General features: G+C 31.2%; 13 protein-coding genes. 1 reads left to right on the top strand and 12 read right to left on the bottom strand.

Features of this window, described 5'->3' with window-relative positions; all coding sequences use genetic code 11:
* Positions 1-9: 9 nt before the first annotated feature.
* From RN605_RS12915 to RN605_RS12905, 3 genes are read right to left on the bottom strand one after another with little or no spacing between them, the layout of a single operon-like run.
* Positions 10-1,620 (bottom strand): S8 family serine peptidase, encoded by a 1,611-nt coding sequence (locus RN605_RS12915; protein WP_313325437.1) that lies wholly within the window; start codon positions 1,618-1,620, stop codon positions 10-12.
* A 25-nt stretch (positions 1,621-1,645) separates the two neighbouring features.
* Entirely contained in the window at positions 1,646-2,833 is a 1,188-nt protein-coding gene (gene mnmA / locus RN605_RS12910) for a tRNA 2-thiouridine(34) synthase MnmA (RefSeq protein ID WP_313325436.1), read from the bottom strand.
* A 40-nt stretch (positions 2,834-2,873) separates the two neighbouring features.
* Complete coding sequence (locus RN605_RS12905; RefSeq protein WP_313325435.1) at positions 2,874-3,575, bottom strand: toxin-antitoxin system YwqK family antitoxin; 702 nt, start codon at positions 3,573-3,575, stop codon at positions 2,874-2,876.
* A 280-nt stretch (positions 3,576-3,855) separates the two neighbouring features.
* Here RN605_RS12905 and RN605_RS12900 point away from each other — a divergent pair, with 280 nt between their 5' ends.
* Entirely contained in the window at positions 3,856-4,812 is a 957-nt protein-coding gene (locus tag RN605_RS12900; protein WP_313325434.1) for a fasciclin domain-containing protein, read from the top strand.
* A gap of 51 nt (positions 4,813-4,863) precedes the next feature.
* Here RN605_RS12900 and proC read toward each other — a convergent pair whose 3' ends face one another.
* From proC to eno, 9 genes are all read right to left on the bottom strand, one after another.
* Positions 4,864-5,664 (bottom strand): pyrroline-5-carboxylate reductase, encoded by an 801-nt coding sequence (proC, locus tag RN605_RS12895; protein WP_313325433.1) that lies wholly within the window; start codon positions 5,662-5,664, stop codon positions 4,864-4,866.
* A 78-nt stretch (positions 5,665-5,742) separates the two neighbouring features.
* Positions 5,743-7,638 (bottom strand): membrane protein insertase YidC, encoded by a 1,896-nt coding sequence (yidC, locus tag RN605_RS12890; protein ID WP_313325431.1) that lies wholly within the window; start codon positions 7,636-7,638, stop codon positions 5,743-5,745.
* A gap of 27 nt (positions 7,639-7,665) precedes the next feature.
* The gene (locus RN605_RS12885; protein ID WP_313325430.1) at positions 7,666-9,279 is read right to left on the bottom strand and encodes a CTP synthase; all 1,614 of its coding nucleotides are present in this window, start codon (positions 9,277-9,279) and stop codon (positions 7,666-7,668) included.
* A 114-nt stretch (positions 9,280-9,393) separates the two neighbouring features.
* The gene (locus RN605_RS12880; RefSeq protein WP_394853512.1) at positions 9,394-9,618 is read right to left on the bottom strand and encodes a DUF3820 family protein; all 225 of its coding nucleotides are present in this window, start codon (positions 9,616-9,618) and stop codon (positions 9,394-9,396) included.
* A gap of 1 nt (position 9,619) precedes the next feature.
* Entirely contained in the window at positions 9,620-10,027 is a 408-nt protein-coding gene (locus RN605_RS12875) for an OsmC family protein (protein ID WP_313325428.1), read from the bottom strand.
* Positions 10,027-12,069 (bottom strand): PBP1 and LysM peptidoglycan-binding domain-containing protein, encoded by a 2,043-nt coding sequence (locus tag RN605_RS12870; protein ID WP_313325426.1) that lies wholly within the window; start codon positions 12,067-12,069, stop codon positions 10,027-10,029. Before RN605_RS12870 ends, RN605_RS12875 begins: the two co-directional genes overlap by 1 nt.
* Before the next feature lie 99 nt (positions 12,070-12,168).
* A complete protein-coding gene (gene guaA, locus RN605_RS12865) occupies positions 12,169-13,698 on the bottom strand; it encodes a glutamine-hydrolyzing GMP synthase (protein ID WP_313325424.1) in 1,530 nt (509 codons plus the stop codon).
* A 232-nt stretch (positions 13,699-13,930) separates the two neighbouring features.
* Positions 13,931-14,692, bottom strand: coding sequence for a T9SS type A sorting domain-containing protein (locus tag RN605_RS12860; protein ID WP_313325423.1), 762 nt, complete (start codon positions 14,690-14,692; stop codon positions 13,931-13,933).
* Between the two features lie 323 nt (positions 14,693-15,015).
* Complete coding sequence (eno, locus tag RN605_RS12855; RefSeq protein ID WP_313325421.1) at positions 15,016-16,308, bottom strand: phosphopyruvate hydratase; 1,293 nt, start codon at positions 16,306-16,308, stop codon at positions 15,016-15,018.
* Between the last annotated feature and the right edge of the window lie 64 nt (positions 16,309-16,372).

The following is a 16,372-nucleotide window of genomic DNA, read 5'->3' as shown; positions in this document are numbered from 1 at the left end:
TAAAAGCTGTTATTTTTTTATTAATTTTCCTGATTGTAGTAAAGATTCAGATTGTATTGTATAATAATAAATACCGTTTGATAAATTTTCTAAGGAAATATTTGAAGATTCTTTTCTTATCATTTTTTCAATAACTTTTTGTCCCAATGTATTATAAAAAACAACTTTAATTTCATCAATGCTAATTGGAAACATGATTGAAATATTATTACTGGTAGGATTTGGATAGATTACAAAACTTACCTCAGCATTTTCATCAACATTCAATAGTGCCATATTTAATGCCAATTGAAAATCTGGTATTCCATAACCAAACTGATCAGTAGGTATTGAAAATCTATCGGCAGATTGTTTCACAAAATTAATAACTTGTTGATTAGTAGCCCAAGGAATTGCACTCCAAAAACTTGTTATTGCTCCAGCCATAATTGGACATGCAAATGATGTACCACTAGCCGAAGAAACTTCTCCTGCAGTATTTGCAATTGTTGATTGCTGACCTTGTGCCATAACATCAGGTTTTACTCTACCGTCAAAACTTGGTCCGATGGAACTAAAAGCGGCATAGGTTTCGTCATTTTTCACAGCACCAACGGCTAAAACATTTGTTGCCTCTGCTGGAACTCCAATGTGTGGATTACTCGTTGCTCCAGAATTTCCTGCGCTAGCAACAACTATCATTCCTTTACTAAAAGCAATATTGGCACCTTGAGAGGCAAAAGCGTAATTTCCTGTCATGTTTTCATAAATGTAACTGTAATTTGGATTATCATATCCAAAATAACCTAATGAAGTTGAAATAACATCTGCTCCTAACCTATCGGCTTCTTCAGATGCTTGAACCCAATAGCTTTCTTCAACAGGATTTTCAGAAGAAACATCCTCTGTAACAAAAAGATAATAACTAGCATCAGGTGCAGTACCAACCAATTGCCCATCAACAAATCCACCCATACATGATAAAGTCATTGTACCGTGATTGTGAAGCGAGTAAACATCATTGTTTTGTGAAACATAATTGTAACCTCCAAGAATCAAATTGTTGTCAAATAATCTTTGAAATGGAGAAGTAGAATTTACATTAATAAATCCTGAATCCAGAACAGCTATAATTTTACCTTGTCCTGTATAATTTTGTTGATGCAAAATTTGTCCATTTAGCATTTGAACTTGATTGGTAGAATTTCCATAATTGAAATTCGATTGTACATCAAGTTGTTTATTTATAGGCTGAAATGGATTTTGAATTGAATTTCTATTATTTAGAGATGAATTTGCATACCTAATATGATTTACAAAATATAAATTTATTAAATTTTGAATATCTGAAAGTTCACCACGAACATGAACACAATTCAACCATTTTGATTGTGCTTTTACCGTTATTCCAGGAGATGCAGAAATTTGGTCAATATAAGGTTGATGAACAGGTGCGTCATTTACATTTAAAGAAATTCCTTGATTTTGCCTTCTATCCAATGCTCTTTGAGTTAACATAGTCAAAGGATTATCTAAAAAAGATTGAGCATTCGGTTTATCATTAAAATAAACCCATGCATCTTCTTGAGAAAACGTATTTATAAATGTTAAGAGTAAAAATACAATTAGAATTTTTTTCATAGCTTTCTAAATTGAAAGCACCAAATTACGAAATTACTCCCGAACCAACTAATTCGTCATCAATATTCCAAGCAACAAATTGTCCTTCAGTAATTGCAGATTGTGGTTCATCAAACTGAACATATAATCCACTTTCAAATTGGTATAAAGTAGCATTCTGCAATTCTTGTCTATAACGAATTCTAGCTTTTACTTGCATTGATTCTCCATTTTTCAATTTCAAATCTTCTCTTATCCAATGGATTTCTGATGGTTGAACTTTCAAAGTTTTTTTAAATAATCCCGGATGATTATGTCCTTGACCAGTATAAATTGCATTGTTTTTTACATCAGTTGCAATAATAAATAATGCTTCTTTGGTTCCACCTACATTCAATCCTTTTCGCTGACCAATTGTAAAATAATGTGCACCTTGATGTTTCCCGACAACTTTACCATTTTCTGGAGTATATTTTAATGAAGTTGATTCAAAAAAAAGTTGTTCTTCTAATGAATTGAATTCAGGGATTGATGTGTTATAAATTTCACTTTTTGCACCGATTTCATAAATCAAACCTTCTTTAGGCTGCAATTGTTGTTGTAAAAATTCAGGCAAACGAACTTTTCCAATAAAACATAATCCTTGTGAATCTCTTTTCTCAGCAGTTACCAAATCTAATTTTGCAGCTATTTCTCTAACTTCAGGTTTTGTTAATTCACCTATTGGGAATAATGCTTTAGATAATTGTTCTTGAGATAATTGACAAAGAAAATAAGATTGGTCTTTGTTTCCATCGATTCCTGCAAGTAATTGATAGATTTCTTTCCCATCTTTTTCAATTGTTCCTTTTCTGCAGTAATGTCCAGTAGCAACAAAATCAGCACCAAGACTTAGTGCAATTTTCATAAAAACATCAAACTTGATTTCGCGATTACACAATACATCAGGATTTGGGGTTCTTCCTTGTTCGTATTCGTTGAACATATAGTCAACGATTCTTTCTTTGTATTGTTCGCTTAAATCAACCGTTTGAAATGGAATTCCAAGTTTTTCTGCAACTAAAAGTGCATCGTTGCTGTCTTCTAACCATGGACATTCATTTGAAATAGTAACCGAATCATCGTGCCAATTTTTCATAAAAAGACCAATAACTTCATAGCCTTGTTCTTTTAATAAATAAGCAGCAACACTTGAATCTACACCACCTGAAAGTCCAACAACAACTCGTTTCATTTTTATAGCAAAAAAATTTTTCGCAAAATTACTTTAATATTTATTGTTGTTCTAATGGTTTAACTCTTTTTTGGAATTTCTTGCCTTGTTTGTTCATATTAACATCTTTCAATTTACCTTTTTCAAGTACTTTCCAAATGCCAACTTTTTTTCCATTCTTAAAAACTCCTTCCGAAGCAATCTGATTATCCGAAGTTCTAAAAATAGCTTTTCCATCATATTCACCATTCTTATATATTGATTCTTCAACCACTACTCCATTTTCTAAATAAATTTTAGATACACCATCTTTAATTCCATCTTTATAATTAGTTTCTTCAGCAAGTTCTCCACTTTTATAAAAAACTTTTCTAACTCCATTCAATTTACCATTACTGTAAAATTCTAAAGTCATAATTAATGGCAAATCTTCGTGATAATATTTCCATTCGCCTTCAAATTGCTTATTAACAACTTTTCCTTCGCTAACTTTATTTTTCTTTTGATTGTAAAAAATTGTATAACACGAATTGTCTTTTGGGTTGAATTCTCTAGTTGCAATAACAGTTCCTGCTTTAGTATCATCAAAGAACTTAAACATCCCAACTTCTTTTCCGTGTTCAAATGTTCCTTCATATCGAGGTCTTTTTGATTCTTCATGAACACCTTTCCACAAACCATGTTTTTTTCCGTTTTCATCAAGTTTATTTATTTCTTGACCAAAAGTTAGATTACATAACAATAGTAATAATAAGTAGCGCATTTTATTTAACTAATTAATTGTTGCAATATTATAAACGTAAAAATTGATAAAAAAGTATTTAAACACTTTTTTTATTTTCATTCTTTTTTGTTTAACTTTTTTATAGTAATGATAATCAAAAACATAGTGAACTAAAGAATTTATAGCTATCTTGCTGATTTTCAGATTAAACAAAACTGTTAATTTTTTTATAAATGTTTAACTTAACCATTCAATTGCTTTTTAAAAACAAATTTTGTTCATACTTTTGATAAAAATATTAAACAAAAAAACAAAAACTATGAAAAATCTAATCAAATCTCTAATGATATTTGCTATCGCAATATCAATGACATCATGTAGTGATGATGACAACAACAATCAACCTCAAACAATTGCACAAATTGCTTCAAGCAATGCTAATTTGAGTATTTTGGTTCAAGCATTACAAAGAGCTAATTTAGTAGACACATTCAACTCAGCCGGTGATTTTACTGTTTTTGCTCCTACTGATGCTGCCTTCACAGCATTTCTTGCAACTACACCTTATGCAACTGTAAACGATGTACCTGTTCCAATTTTAACAGAAATATTAAAAAATCATGTTTTAGCTGAAGGTTTTACAAGTTCAGAATTAATGACTGGTTATTACAAAACACTTGCAAAAGGAACTGCATCTTCAACAAATACATTAAGTATGTATATTGATTTAACTTCAGGCGTTAAAATTAATGGTGGTGCATCAAATGGCGGTGCAAATGTAGTTTTAACTAGTGCAAACATTCTTGCATCAAATGGTGTTATTCATGTAGTTGATAACGTAATTGGATTGCCGACAGTTGTAAATCATGCTATTGCAAATCCTAATTTTACTTCACTAGTTGGAGCTTTAACAGGTGCAGGACAACCTGATTTTCCAACTATTTTATCAGGTACGGGACCATTTACAGTATTTGCGCCAACTAATGCTGCATTTACATCATTAGACGCAGAATTACAACCTGGTGGAATTGCTGGTGTTCCTGCTGCTACTTTAACAACCGTTTTACAATATCACGTAGTTTCTGGAAACGTACTTTCATCAAGCTTAACAGACAATATGGTTGTAACTCCATTAGCTGGTGGTGATTTTACAATTGGTTTAACTGGTGGTGCAAAAATTACAGATGGCAACAATAGAGTTAGTAACATTATTGCAACCGATGTTCAAGCTAGTAATGGTGTGATTCATGTTTTAGACAAAGTATTATTACCATAATGTTATAAATAAATTGCTATGATAAAAAAGCTCCTAAAAAAGGAGCTTTTTTTATGAACCTAATTCAATAGCTCGTTTATTAGCCGCTAAAATTCCTTCGATAATTGTTTTCTCCAAATTATTTTTTTCGAAAACAGATAAAGCACTTTCGGTTGTTCCTCCTTTTGAAGTAACTTTTTTAATCCAATCATTGTTTGATAAATTAGCACTATTCTGGATTGATACTGAACCTCTAAAAGTTTGATTAACTAACAATTCGGCTTCTGATTCATTAAACCCAAGTTCAACAGCTGCATTTATCATGCTTTGCATAAAATAAAACACATATGCTGGACCAGAACCAGAAATAGCAGTTGCAGCATTAATAAGGCTTTCATCTTCAACATAAACCGATTTTCCAGTAGTATTAATTAGATTTTGAATGATAAACAACTCTTTTCTATCTACCGTTGAAGAAGCTGTAAAAACTGTCATTCCTTGTCCGATTTGAGTTGGAATATTTGGCATAGAACGAACAATTTTTGAACAATTTAATTCATTGGAAATAGTATCAATTGTAACACCAGCCATAACCGATAATATCAATTGGGATTCTTTAAGAAACGGTTTGATTTGTTTTGCAACAGTTGAAAAATCTTGTGGCTTCACAGAAAGAATAACTATATCAAAATCATGCAAAATTGCGGAAGCTGATGAAATATAATTCTCAACAGGAATCAATCCAAGATTTGAAACTTCATTGTTTTCTTTAACAAATGCATAAATATCAGAAGTTTTAATAAACCTCGAACTAATAAAACTATTAGCATAGGTTTTACCCATATTTCCAAATCCAATGATGGCTACTTTCATATGTCTAAAATTAAAAAAGTTCTGTTTTTATAAAGATTAACTTCAAAAAACAGAACTTTTATTAGTAAATAAAATGCTTTATTTTTTCTTATTCAACTGTTTTTGAGCTTCAGCTTGTTCCATCATTTCACGCATTTTCTTTTGGAACTTACTTTCTTTTTTAGGCTTTGTTTTATTTTCTTGAATTTGAGCATGAATTTTGTCGCTATCAATAAAATATTTCTTGATTACTAACATAATACCAATAGTAATTAAGTTAGAAATAAAGTTATATAAACTCAAACCTGAACCATAACTATTAAAGAAAATCAACATCATTAAAGGAGAAATATAAATCATCACTTTCATAATTTTACCCATATCAGGCATTCCTTCTTGTTGTGGTTGTGCCATAGCTTGATCACCAGAAGTCATTTTCATGTAAAAGAAAATAGCAATTGCAGCTAAAATTGGGAACAAACTAACGTGATCTCCATAAAGTGGAATTCTGAATGGCAGCTTGAAAATTTGGTCAAATGAAGACAAATCATCAGCCCAAAGGAAACTTTGTTGACGCAACTGGATTGCCGATGGGAAAAACTGGAACGATGCATAAACAAAAGGAATCTGAATCAATGCTGGAATACAACCAGCCATAGGATTTACACCTGCTGTATTATATAACTTCATTGTTTCCTGTTGTTTTTTCATTGGATCTTTTTTGAATTTTTCACCAATTTCAGAAATTTCAGGACGCAAAACTTTCATCTTTGCTTGCGACAAAAACGACTTAAATGTAATTGGCGACATAGCTAATTTTATTAGAATCGTAAAGATTATAATTGCTATTCCCAATGACATGAAATTACTTAAAAACCCAAATAATGGAACGAAAATGAATTTGTTAATCCATCCAAAAATTCCCCAACCTAACTGAACAATATCTTCAATATTTCGGTCGTATGAATTTAATATTTTGTAATCAGTTGGTCCAAAATACCAATTCATTTTATAATCTAACTCTCCATTTTTATAGGCTAATGGTAAAATAGATTTAAATTGTTTTGTAAAAATGGTGTCAATTTTTTCATCTTTAACCAAGTTGGTTGAATGAACGCTTGCTCCTTCTATCGGTTTATCAGACAATAATATTGAAGAAAAGAAATGTTGTTTGTAAGCAATAAATGTAGCGTTTTCTAAATTTTCATCTTCCTGTGAACCTAAACCAGCATAATCAACTTTTCCGTCTTTGTGTTCAAAATACAATTCCGCATATCTGTTTTCATAAGAAATACTTTTTTCATTACGATACGTTTTTAAATCCCATTCTAAATTTGAAGCTTTAGAAGTATTCAAAACTTTTGCTAAACCTTGCGTTTGAATTTCAAAATCTAACATGTAGTTTTTGTTATTCAACACGTATTTATACTCTAAAAATTCATTTGGACCAGCTTTCAATTTCATCGAAAGAATTTGACTGTCAGCATTTTTTGTCAAAGTTGGTTCAAAGTATAAATCTTTTGAATTTAAAATTCGGTTATCATTTGTTTTTAATTCTAAGTTAAAACTTGAATTGTTATTTTTTATTAATGATACTAATTCGTTAGAATTTTTGTCAAATCGTTTGTAGTTTTTAAGAGTAACTTCGCTTACATAACCACCTTTATTAGCAACTTTTAAAACTAAAAATTCATTTTCGATAGTAGTAACTTCATCCTTAGCAGACGGCAAAGTAGCCGAATATGCAAAACTTCCTAAAACGGTTTTAAGTTTTTCAACTTTTGCAGTGTCAGCAACTGTAGTATCTTTTAAAGTTTCAACGATTGTCTCAGCTGGAACTGTTTTCTTTTCTTTATCAACTTGTTCTTGCTTTGCTTTGTCTTCTTGTTGTTTTTCTTCAGAAGTTTTGTTATTCATCATCATCCAAAGGATAATTACAAATATTAGAGCAAAACCAATTAATGAATTTAAATCAAACTTACTTTTTTGTTCCATAATAATGCTGAACCTTGTCAGTTACTTTTAATTATTTTTATGCTTCTTCATTGCCGCCACAAAACTAACAAAAATTGGATGTGGATTAGCAACTGTACTTTTATATTCAGGATGGTATTGAACTCCAATAAAAAACGGATGATTTTCAAGTTCAATAATTTCTACCAAACCAGTATCCGGATTTATACCTGAAGCTTTTAATCCTTTATCTTCTAATTGTTTTCTGTATTCGTTGTTGAACTCATATCTATGACGATGACGTTCTTGAATTTGTTTGTTTTTATAAATGGAATAAGCTAATGAATTCCCATCCAAATCACATTTCCAAGAACCCAAACGCATAGTTCCGCCTTTATCGGTAATGCTTTTTTGTTCTTCCATGATAGAAATTACTGGATTTGGAGTGTTTTCATTCATTTCTGTTGAATTTGCTTCTTTCAATCCAAGAACATTTCTAGAATATTCAATTACTGCCATTTGCATTCCTAAACAAATACCAAAAAATGGAATATTATTTTCTCTTGCATAACGAACAGTTTCAATTTTACCTTCTATTCCACGTTCGCCAAATCCTGGAGCAACAAGTATGCCGTCAAGATTTTTAAGTTGATTATCTGCCGAATTGGCATCCAAATATTCAGAATGAATAGAAATTACATTTACTTTAGTTTCATTAGCAGCTCCAGCATGAATAAAAGCTTCCAAAATAGATTTATAAGAATCTTGCAATTCAACATATTTCCCAACTAAACCAACATTAACAGTATGTTTTGGATTTTTTAATCTGTCTAAAAATATATTCCAATTAGTTAAATCAGGATTATTCTGTTCTGAAAGATTTAATTTTTTTAATGCTACAACATCCAATCCTTCTTCAAGCATCAAATTTGGCACTTCATAAATTGTTGATGCATCAATAGATTGAATTACAGCTTCACGTTTTACATTGCAAAACAAAGCTAACTTTTGACGTAAATCATCTGATAACTCATGTTCAGTTCTACAAACTAAAATATCTGCTTTGATTCCGCTTTCCATCAAAGTCTTAACAGAATGTTGCGTTGGTTTTGTTTTTAACTCACCCGCAGCAGCAAGATATGGAACTAATGTTAAATGAATTACAATTCCATTATTTTCGCCTAATTCCCAAACTAATTGACGAACCGATTCTATATAAGGTAGTGATTCAATATCACCAACAGTTCCACCAATTTCTGTAATTACAATATCAAAATCGCCTGATTTTCCAAGCAATTGCATTCTGTCTTTGATTTCATTGGTAATATGAGGAACAACTTGAACCGTTTTGCCTAAAAACTCACCACGACGTTCTTTTTCAATAACAGAAAGATAAACTCTTCCAGTCGTAACATTGTTGGCTTGAGATGTTGGCACATTCAAAAATCGTTCGTAATGACCTAAATCCAAATCGGTTTCTGCTCCATCATCAGTTACGAAACATTCACCGTGTTCATAAGGATTTAGTGTTCCTGGATCAACATTGATGTATGGATCAAATTTTTGAATGGTCGTTCGATAACCTCTAGCTTGTAGTAGCTTTGCCAAAGATGCTGCAATGATTCCTTTTCCTAAAGAAGAAGTCACACCGCCAGTAACAAAAATGTATTTTGTTTGATTCATTAGTTTAGTTGTTGTGTTGTTGTAGTTGTAAAAAACGAGGCAAAAATACGATTAATTAGTCAATGTGCCAATGAGAAATTGGTTCAATTTTGAAATTGTTTTTTCTTGGAGTTTTTACTTTGAATATTTGCTTCTTATAGTTCGAATAATTTCTTCCAAACCATTTAACTTTAATTCATAAATAAGTTTAAGTTGTTCACCAAGTTGACCTTTTGGTAGTCGATTATTATTTAACCAAACAATATAATATTCAGGCAAATCGATTAAATATTTACCTTCATATTTGCCATAAGGCATTTTGGTTTGTGATAATTTGATTAATTGCTCTTGGGTATTCAAATTAATCTTTCCAATTAAAAGTAACTTCTTTTTTGATATCTGGATGCAAACTTAACAACACTGGACAAGTATTTGCTGCTCTTTCTAAAATTGTTTTAGTTTTACCATCCGCAGAAATTGACATATTTAAAACCACAATAATTTCTGCAATTTTTCGAGGTTCAGCCTGCATTACTTTTGTTACTTCAATAGTTGAATCTTTTAAATCTACTTGTAAATCTTTGGATTTTATAGCCATAATAGAAACCATACAACTTCCTAATGCTGTCGCAACTAAATCAGTTGGAGAAAAAGCTTCCCCTTTTCCATGATTATCTATTGGAGCATCAGTCAAGATTTCGGTTCCTGACTGAAGATGAATACAAATTGTCCTTAATTCTCCTTGATAAGTGATTTTTGATGTTGCCATTATTGGGCTACTTTAATTGTTAAATCTGTATCATAATACAATACGAAAACCCCATTGTTTTTGTAACCACCAGATTCTGTTTGATCGTAATCAAACTTATTTTCAACATATTCTGTTGATGCTGTTTGGATTGTTTCTTCAAAAGATTTTTCTTGGGATAAGCGAAGTAATGTATCAAATGTCACATCAAATCCACGAACTGCAAATTGATTAGGAAAAACATTGTTTTGCTTTTTATAACTATTTTCAAAACTTGTATTTGTTTCACTATCATTTGGCTTAGAAATTGAAGGATACATCATATTCAAATTTGTCAAACTAGCTAGTTTTACTTCTTCAAAATCTAATGTTTCATTATATTCCAATATTGCCATCTGAATTTGATAATCAGCTTTTAGTTTTTGCATAATATTGGTTGAATTCAGTATCATAGAGGTTTTCTCAGTAACCAAAACAACATAATTGAGTTTTGTTCTAGAAAGTCTAATTGACAAACTATCCTGAACTAAAGTTCCTTTTTCACTTAACCCTATTATTTTGACATCGGGTTGATTCTTAGAAAAATAATCGTAAATGCTTTGCTTTTTTGAGTCAATTACTGCAACTATATTTCCATCTTTACTTCTCATGTAATCAAACATTGCATTACGCATTTTATCTTCTGATGGTAACGATTGATATAGGTTAGGATAACTTTTGCCGTATTCTTTTGATAATGGAGAAATAATTGGAGTTCGAGAATTTCCCAGCCATTCTGCTAATTTCTCCACATTAGATTGGTAAAATGGTCCAATAATAGCATCGGCATTTCCAAAATTATTTTCAGTAACCAATTCTCCTAAACCTGATGAATTTTTTGTTTCTTGAGAATCAAATATTTTTACATCAATGTTTAGACCTAATGTTTTTGCAGAATCTATCGCCATCAAAGCACCAGAATAAAAATCTAGTGTTAGATTTAAAAACTTATCTTTTTTTAATCTTGCTTCTGTTGAGTTTACTGTATCACCTTGAATTTTTGACACATTAAAAGGAAGAAGCATAATCAAATTTTTCTTTTTATCTGTTTTTAATGATTTTGTTAAATCAAGTTTTTCTTTGACAATTGTTTCCTTTTTTTGACCTTTTGGAACCCGAAGAATCATCCCTAATTTCAGAGCTTTTTTCAATTCTGGATTCAAATAAACTAACTCTTGTTCAGAAATCCCATAATCTCTAGAGATACTATATATTGTTTCGTTTGGGCGAACTACATATTCTTCAAGGTATCTTTTAGTTGAATATTCCGAGGAATTCGATGCTATGATTGCTTTTGATGGAGTCGATGAATTTTGAGGTATTACATTTCCTGAAACAACGAGTTTCAAACCAATTGGGAAACCATTTGCAATTTCTGGGTTTAATTGCTCTAATTCTTGAATGGTCATTCCATACATTTTTGAAATTCCAAACTTTGTTTCTTTTGGAGCAATTACATGATATTTTGTTTCTGAATTTGTTGAAATTACCTGTGGTTTTGGAGTTGGTTTTGGAGCTTCTTTTACTTCTTGTTTTGGAGTTGACTTCACTGTTTCAGCAACAACACTTGAAGTTCCATCACTAGCTGGAATAACAACGTTTTGACCAATTTGCAAACCGTTCTTCAGCAATTCTACATTGGCTTCTCTAATTGATTCAACAGAGACATTATACATTCTAGACAAGCTAAATAATGTTTCTTTAGGTTGCACCAAATGGGTTGTTGCTTTTTTTGCTGGACCAACTTGTGCTGATACTTTTGTTGCTGTTTGAGCCTTTGTATTGGAAGCAATAAATGCTGAACCATTTGAAGGAATTAACAAAACACTATTCAATTGAATTCCGTTTTGAGAGTCGGGATTTAATTTATAGATATCGTAAGGAGTAACTTTATACTTTTGAGCTATTTGTGTAATAGTTTCACCTTGACCAACGGTGTGTTTTATATATTTGTCTTGTTTGGCTACTATAAAACTAGTAAAACAAAAAAATAATATAAACGAGTAAACAATTCTGTTTTTCATATACTCAATCATAATAAATTAACGTCTAAAGTTAGTAAAACTTTTTAACATCAATGATAAATGCAATTATTTTCATTAACTATTTATTGTTAACAAAAACTATTCCCATTCTATAGTTGCAGGCGGTTTTGAGCTAATGTCATACACTACTCTATTGACACCTTTTACTTTATTTATGATTTCGTTTGAAACTTTCATTAAGAATTCATACGGTAAATGAACCCAATCTGCAGTCATTCCATCAGTAGATTCGACAGCTCTTAGCGCTACAACTTTTTCGTAAGTTCGTTCATCACCCATAACTCCAACACTATTTACTGGAAGTAAAATTGCTCCCGCTTGCCATACTTTATCATATAAACCATGTTCCTTTAGTCCATTAATAAAAACAGCGTCAACTTCTTGAAGTATTTGAACTTTTTCTGGAGTAATTGCGCCAAGAATTCTAATCGATAACCCTGGTCCTGGAAATGGATGTCTTCCTAAAAGTTCTGCATCAATTCTAAGTGTTTTTCCAACTCTACGAACTTCGTCTTTAAACAACATTCGAAGTGGCTCAACAATTTGTAATTTCATGAAATCAGGCAAACCTCCAACATTATGATGTGACTTAATAGTAGCACTTGGTCCTTTTACCGAAACAGACTCGATAACATCTGGATAAATTGTTCCTTGTGCTAACCATTTGACATCTTCAATTTTATGAGCTTCGTCATCAAAAACCTCAATAAAAACTCTACCAATAGCTTTTCTTTTTAATTCAGGTTCTTCAATGTCGGCTAAAGCAGACAGAAAACGATCAGAAGCATCAACTCCTTTAACATTTAAACCCATATCTTTGTATTGATGCAATACGTTTTCAAATTCATTTTTACGAAGTAATCCATTGTTCACGAAAATACAATATAGATTTTTACCTATTGCTTTATGCAACAAAACTGCAGCTACCGTTGAATCAACTCCACCAGAAAGCCCAAGAACTACTTTATCATTACCCACTTTTTCTTGAAGTTCTTTTACGCAATCTTCTACAAAGGCATTTGGAGTAAAATTTTGAGGAACTTCAGCAATTTTAACTAAAAAGTTTTCCAAGATTTGTTTTCCATCAATTGAATGATAAACTTCAGGATGAAATTGAATAGCATAAGTTGTTTCTCCTTCAATTTTGTAAGCTGCATTTTCAACATCATTTGTACTTGCCAGCTTTACTCCATTAGTTGGTAAATGTTTAATTGTATCACTGTGACTCATCCAAACTTGAGAATTCACATTTACATTTTCAAAAAACAATTCATTTTCCTTAATGAAGGTTAAATTTGCTCTTCCATATTCTCTAATATTAGAAGCAGCTACTTCTCCACCTGAAAAATGTGCTAAATATTGTGCTCCATAACAAACAGCAAGTAAAGGCAGTTTACCTCTAATATTTGACAAGTCAATTTTCAAAGCATCTTCCGAGCGAACAGAATAAGGACTTCCACCAAGAATTACAGCTTTATAAGAAGATAAATCATCAGGTATGTTATTAAAAGGAAAAATTTCGCAGAATATATTTAATTCGCGAACGCGGCGTGCAATTAGTTGTGTGTATTGCGAACCGAAATCTAAAATAAGTACGTTGTGTTGCATGTGCAAAAGTAATATTCTCGAATGAATATAAAAAATGGAATTTAGAATTTAGAAAGAAAATTTTCAAAAGTATTTTTAAAGAAATAAATTTAGAAATTTTATTAGTTTTCCTGCAACAACATGAACATTTTATAACAAAAAAAGCAATGACGATTAAAAATCATCATTGCTTTTTTGAATTTTTAAAACCTTACAAAAAGAGTTACATATTATCAGATGTTTTATGAAAATATTATTTCACAAACAATTTTACTGTTTTAGTTCCTTCCTCAGATTCAACTTTAGCTATCCACAAACCAGACTGAAGCTCAAAACTAGTATCACTACTTGCCTCTATTCTTTTAACTAATGCACCAGTAATAGCATAAATTGATATAGCTGTATTTGATTTAACATCTGAAACAAAAACTTGATTTTCGTTAGTATAAAAAATAGGTCCTGTTTTTGTTCCAATATCATTAATTCCCATTGAACCATCACTTACAGAAAGTTTGGCAAAATTCATAGTATTATTAGTATACACATAAATAGTACCAGGTCCACCAGTATATTCAGCTGTCAAAATAGTTTTATAAGGTGACGGTGAAGCTGAAAGGTAAAAAGCTAACTCATTAGTACCATCAGATATAGAAGCCCTTCTGTTTGTTGAAGATGTAAACACCCAAAGTTTCACAGTACAAGGTCCATTAACAGGGAAAGATAATGCTCGTTTAGTTGGTGCTGGAGCACCTGTTGCTGACCCAACAGACATCATATTTACTGAAGTAAATCCATCACTAAAAGTATTTGCAGAAGCAGAAATTGCACCTACAGTAGAACCTCCTGAAATAAGTGTTAAACCATCTATTGTAGTAGTTGCTGGATCATTTGAATTATAACCAGAATTTATAGGCCAATTTGTTGTATCATTTCCAAAATCCCAAATACGATTTTGAGCATTGGAAACCAAAGTAAATAATATTATTGGCAGAATTAAGAGTAAATTTTTTTTCATACTTGTTTTTTTAGTTGTTAATAATTATATATTTTTTCAATTAATTTAAGACTATTGTAATCGATTGCATAAAAGTAATTTATTTTAAACAAAAAACAAATAATTCATCAAAAATTAACTCATTTTTTTTATTATCTATAATTATATTATTCGCAAAAAATCTATTAATCATTAAATAATTAAAAAATTAAGATTTAATATTCTCCATAATATTAAAAAGAAAACTTTCAAAAATCTGCTTATTAGAAGATTCTTAACAAAAGAAAAACACCCAACAAACTTTGGCTTTGTCGGGTGTTTTTAGTATTAGTTAAAGTATATTACTACTTCTGCTTAAAAGCTTTAACTCCTGGAAAATAAGCTGTTTCTGCTAGCTCTTCCTCGATACGAAGCAATTGATTGTATTTTGCCATTCTATCTGAGCGAGATGCTGAACCTGTTTTAATCTGACCACAGTTTAGCGCTACAGCTAAATCAGCAATTGTGTTATCTTCTGTTTCGCCAGAACGATGAGACATTACTGAAGTATAACCAGCATTGTGTGCCATGTTTACAGCTGCTATAGTTTCTGTTAAAGTTCCAATTTGATTTACTTTTACCAAAATTGAATTAGCAATGCCTTTTTCAATTCCTGTTGACAATCTTTCCACATTAGTCACAAATAAATCATCACCAACAAGCTGTACTTTATTACCTATTAATTCGGTTAAATATTTCCATCCTTCCCAATCGTCTTCATACATTCCATCTTCGATAGAAATAATTGGATATTTTTTTGATAATTCAGCTAAATATTCTGCTTGTTCTTTTGAAGTTCTAATCTTTCCTGTTGCTCCTTCAAATTTTGTATAATCATATTTCCCATCAACATAAAATTCAGAAGCAGCACAATCTAGAGCAATCATCACTTCATCACCAAATTTATATCCAGCATTTTCAACAGCCTTTTTAATAGTATCTAAAGCATCTTCTGTTCCGCCAGCTAAGTTTGGAGCAAATCCACCTTCATCACCAACTGCAGTTGATAAATGTCTGTCATGTAAAACTTTTTTAAGATTATGGAAAATTTCAGTTCCCATTTGCATTGCATGAGTAAAATTTTGCGCTTTCACAGGCATAATCATAAACTCTTGGAAAGCAATCGGCGCATCAGAATGTGAACCTCCATTGATAATATTCATCATTGGAACTGGCAATGTATTTGCTGAAACTCCACCAACATATCTGTATAAAGGCAAACCTAACTCATTTGCAGCAGCTTTTGCAGTTGCAAGAGAAACTCCTAAAATTGCATTAGCACCTAAATTAGACTTGTTAGAAGTTCCATCTAAGTCAATCATCAATTGGTCAATATGATTTTGTTCGAAAACAGATGTTCCTAATAATTCTGGAGCTATTTTTGTGTTAACATTTTCAACAGCTTTTAGAACTCCTTTACCCATGTAAGCTTTTCCTCCATCACGCAATTCTACAGCTTCGTGTTCACCAGTTGATGCGCCAGATGGAACTGCCGCACGACCTAAAACACCACTTTCAGTAACTACGTCTACTTCGATAGTTGGATTTCCTCTTGAATCTAAAATTTGTCTTGCATGTACTTTGATAATAATACTCATATTTATGATATTAAGTTTTTGGTTTTAATTTTTAGAACTATTACAAATATATCCCATCTTTTTT

It is taken from the genome of Flavobacterium sp. PMTSA4 (assembly GCF_032098525.1).
GTDB classification, from domain to species: Bacteria; Bacteroidota; Bacteroidia; order Flavobacteriales; family Flavobacteriaceae; genus Flavobacterium; species Flavobacterium capsici.
Note: the sequence above shows the minus strand (reverse complement) of the source record. Positions and strands in the feature narration are given on the sequence as shown.

Coding starts and splice junctions, on each gene's coding strand:
- RN605_RS12860 (WP_313325423.1), bottom strand. CDS start 14,692: ATGAAAAAAAATTTACTCTTAATTCTGCCAATAATATTATTTACTTTG.
- RN605_RS12905 (WP_313325435.1), bottom strand. CDS start 3,575: ATGCGCTACTTATTATTACTATTGTTATGTAATCTAACTTTTGGTCAA.
- proC (WP_313325433.1), bottom strand. CDS start 5,664: ATGAAAGTAGCCATCATTGGATTTGGAAATATGGGTAAAACCTATGCT.
- RN605_RS12900 (WP_313325434.1), top strand. CDS start 3,856: ATGAAAAATCTAATCAAATCTCTAATGATATTTGCTATCGCAATATCA.
- guaA (WP_313325424.1), bottom strand. CDS start 13,698: ATGCAACACAACGTACTTATTTTAGATTTCGGTTCGCAATACACACAA.
- RN605_RS12875 (WP_313325428.1), bottom strand. CDS start 10,027: ATGGCAACATCAAAAATCACTTATCAAGGAGAATTAAGGACAATTTGT.
- mnmA (WP_313325436.1), bottom strand. CDS start 2,833: ATGAAACGAGTTGTTGTTGGACTTTCAGGTGGTGTAGATTCAAGTGTT.
- RN605_RS12915 (WP_313325437.1), bottom strand. CDS start 1,620: ATGAAAAAAATTCTAATTGTATTTTTACTCTTAACATTTATAAATACG.
- RN605_RS12870 (WP_313325426.1), bottom strand. CDS start 12,069: ATGAAAAACAGAATTGTTTACTCGTTTATATTATTTTTTTGTTTTACT.
- eno (WP_313325421.1), bottom strand. CDS start 16,308: ATGAGTATTATTATCAAAGTACATGCAAGACAAATTTTAGATTCAAGA.
- yidC (WP_313325431.1), bottom strand. CDS start 7,638: ATGGAACAAAAAAGTAAGTTTGATTTAAATTCATTAATTGGTTTTGCT.
- RN605_RS12885 (WP_313325430.1), bottom strand. CDS start 9,279: ATGAATCAAACAAAATACATTTTTGTTACTGGCGGTGTGACTTCTTCT.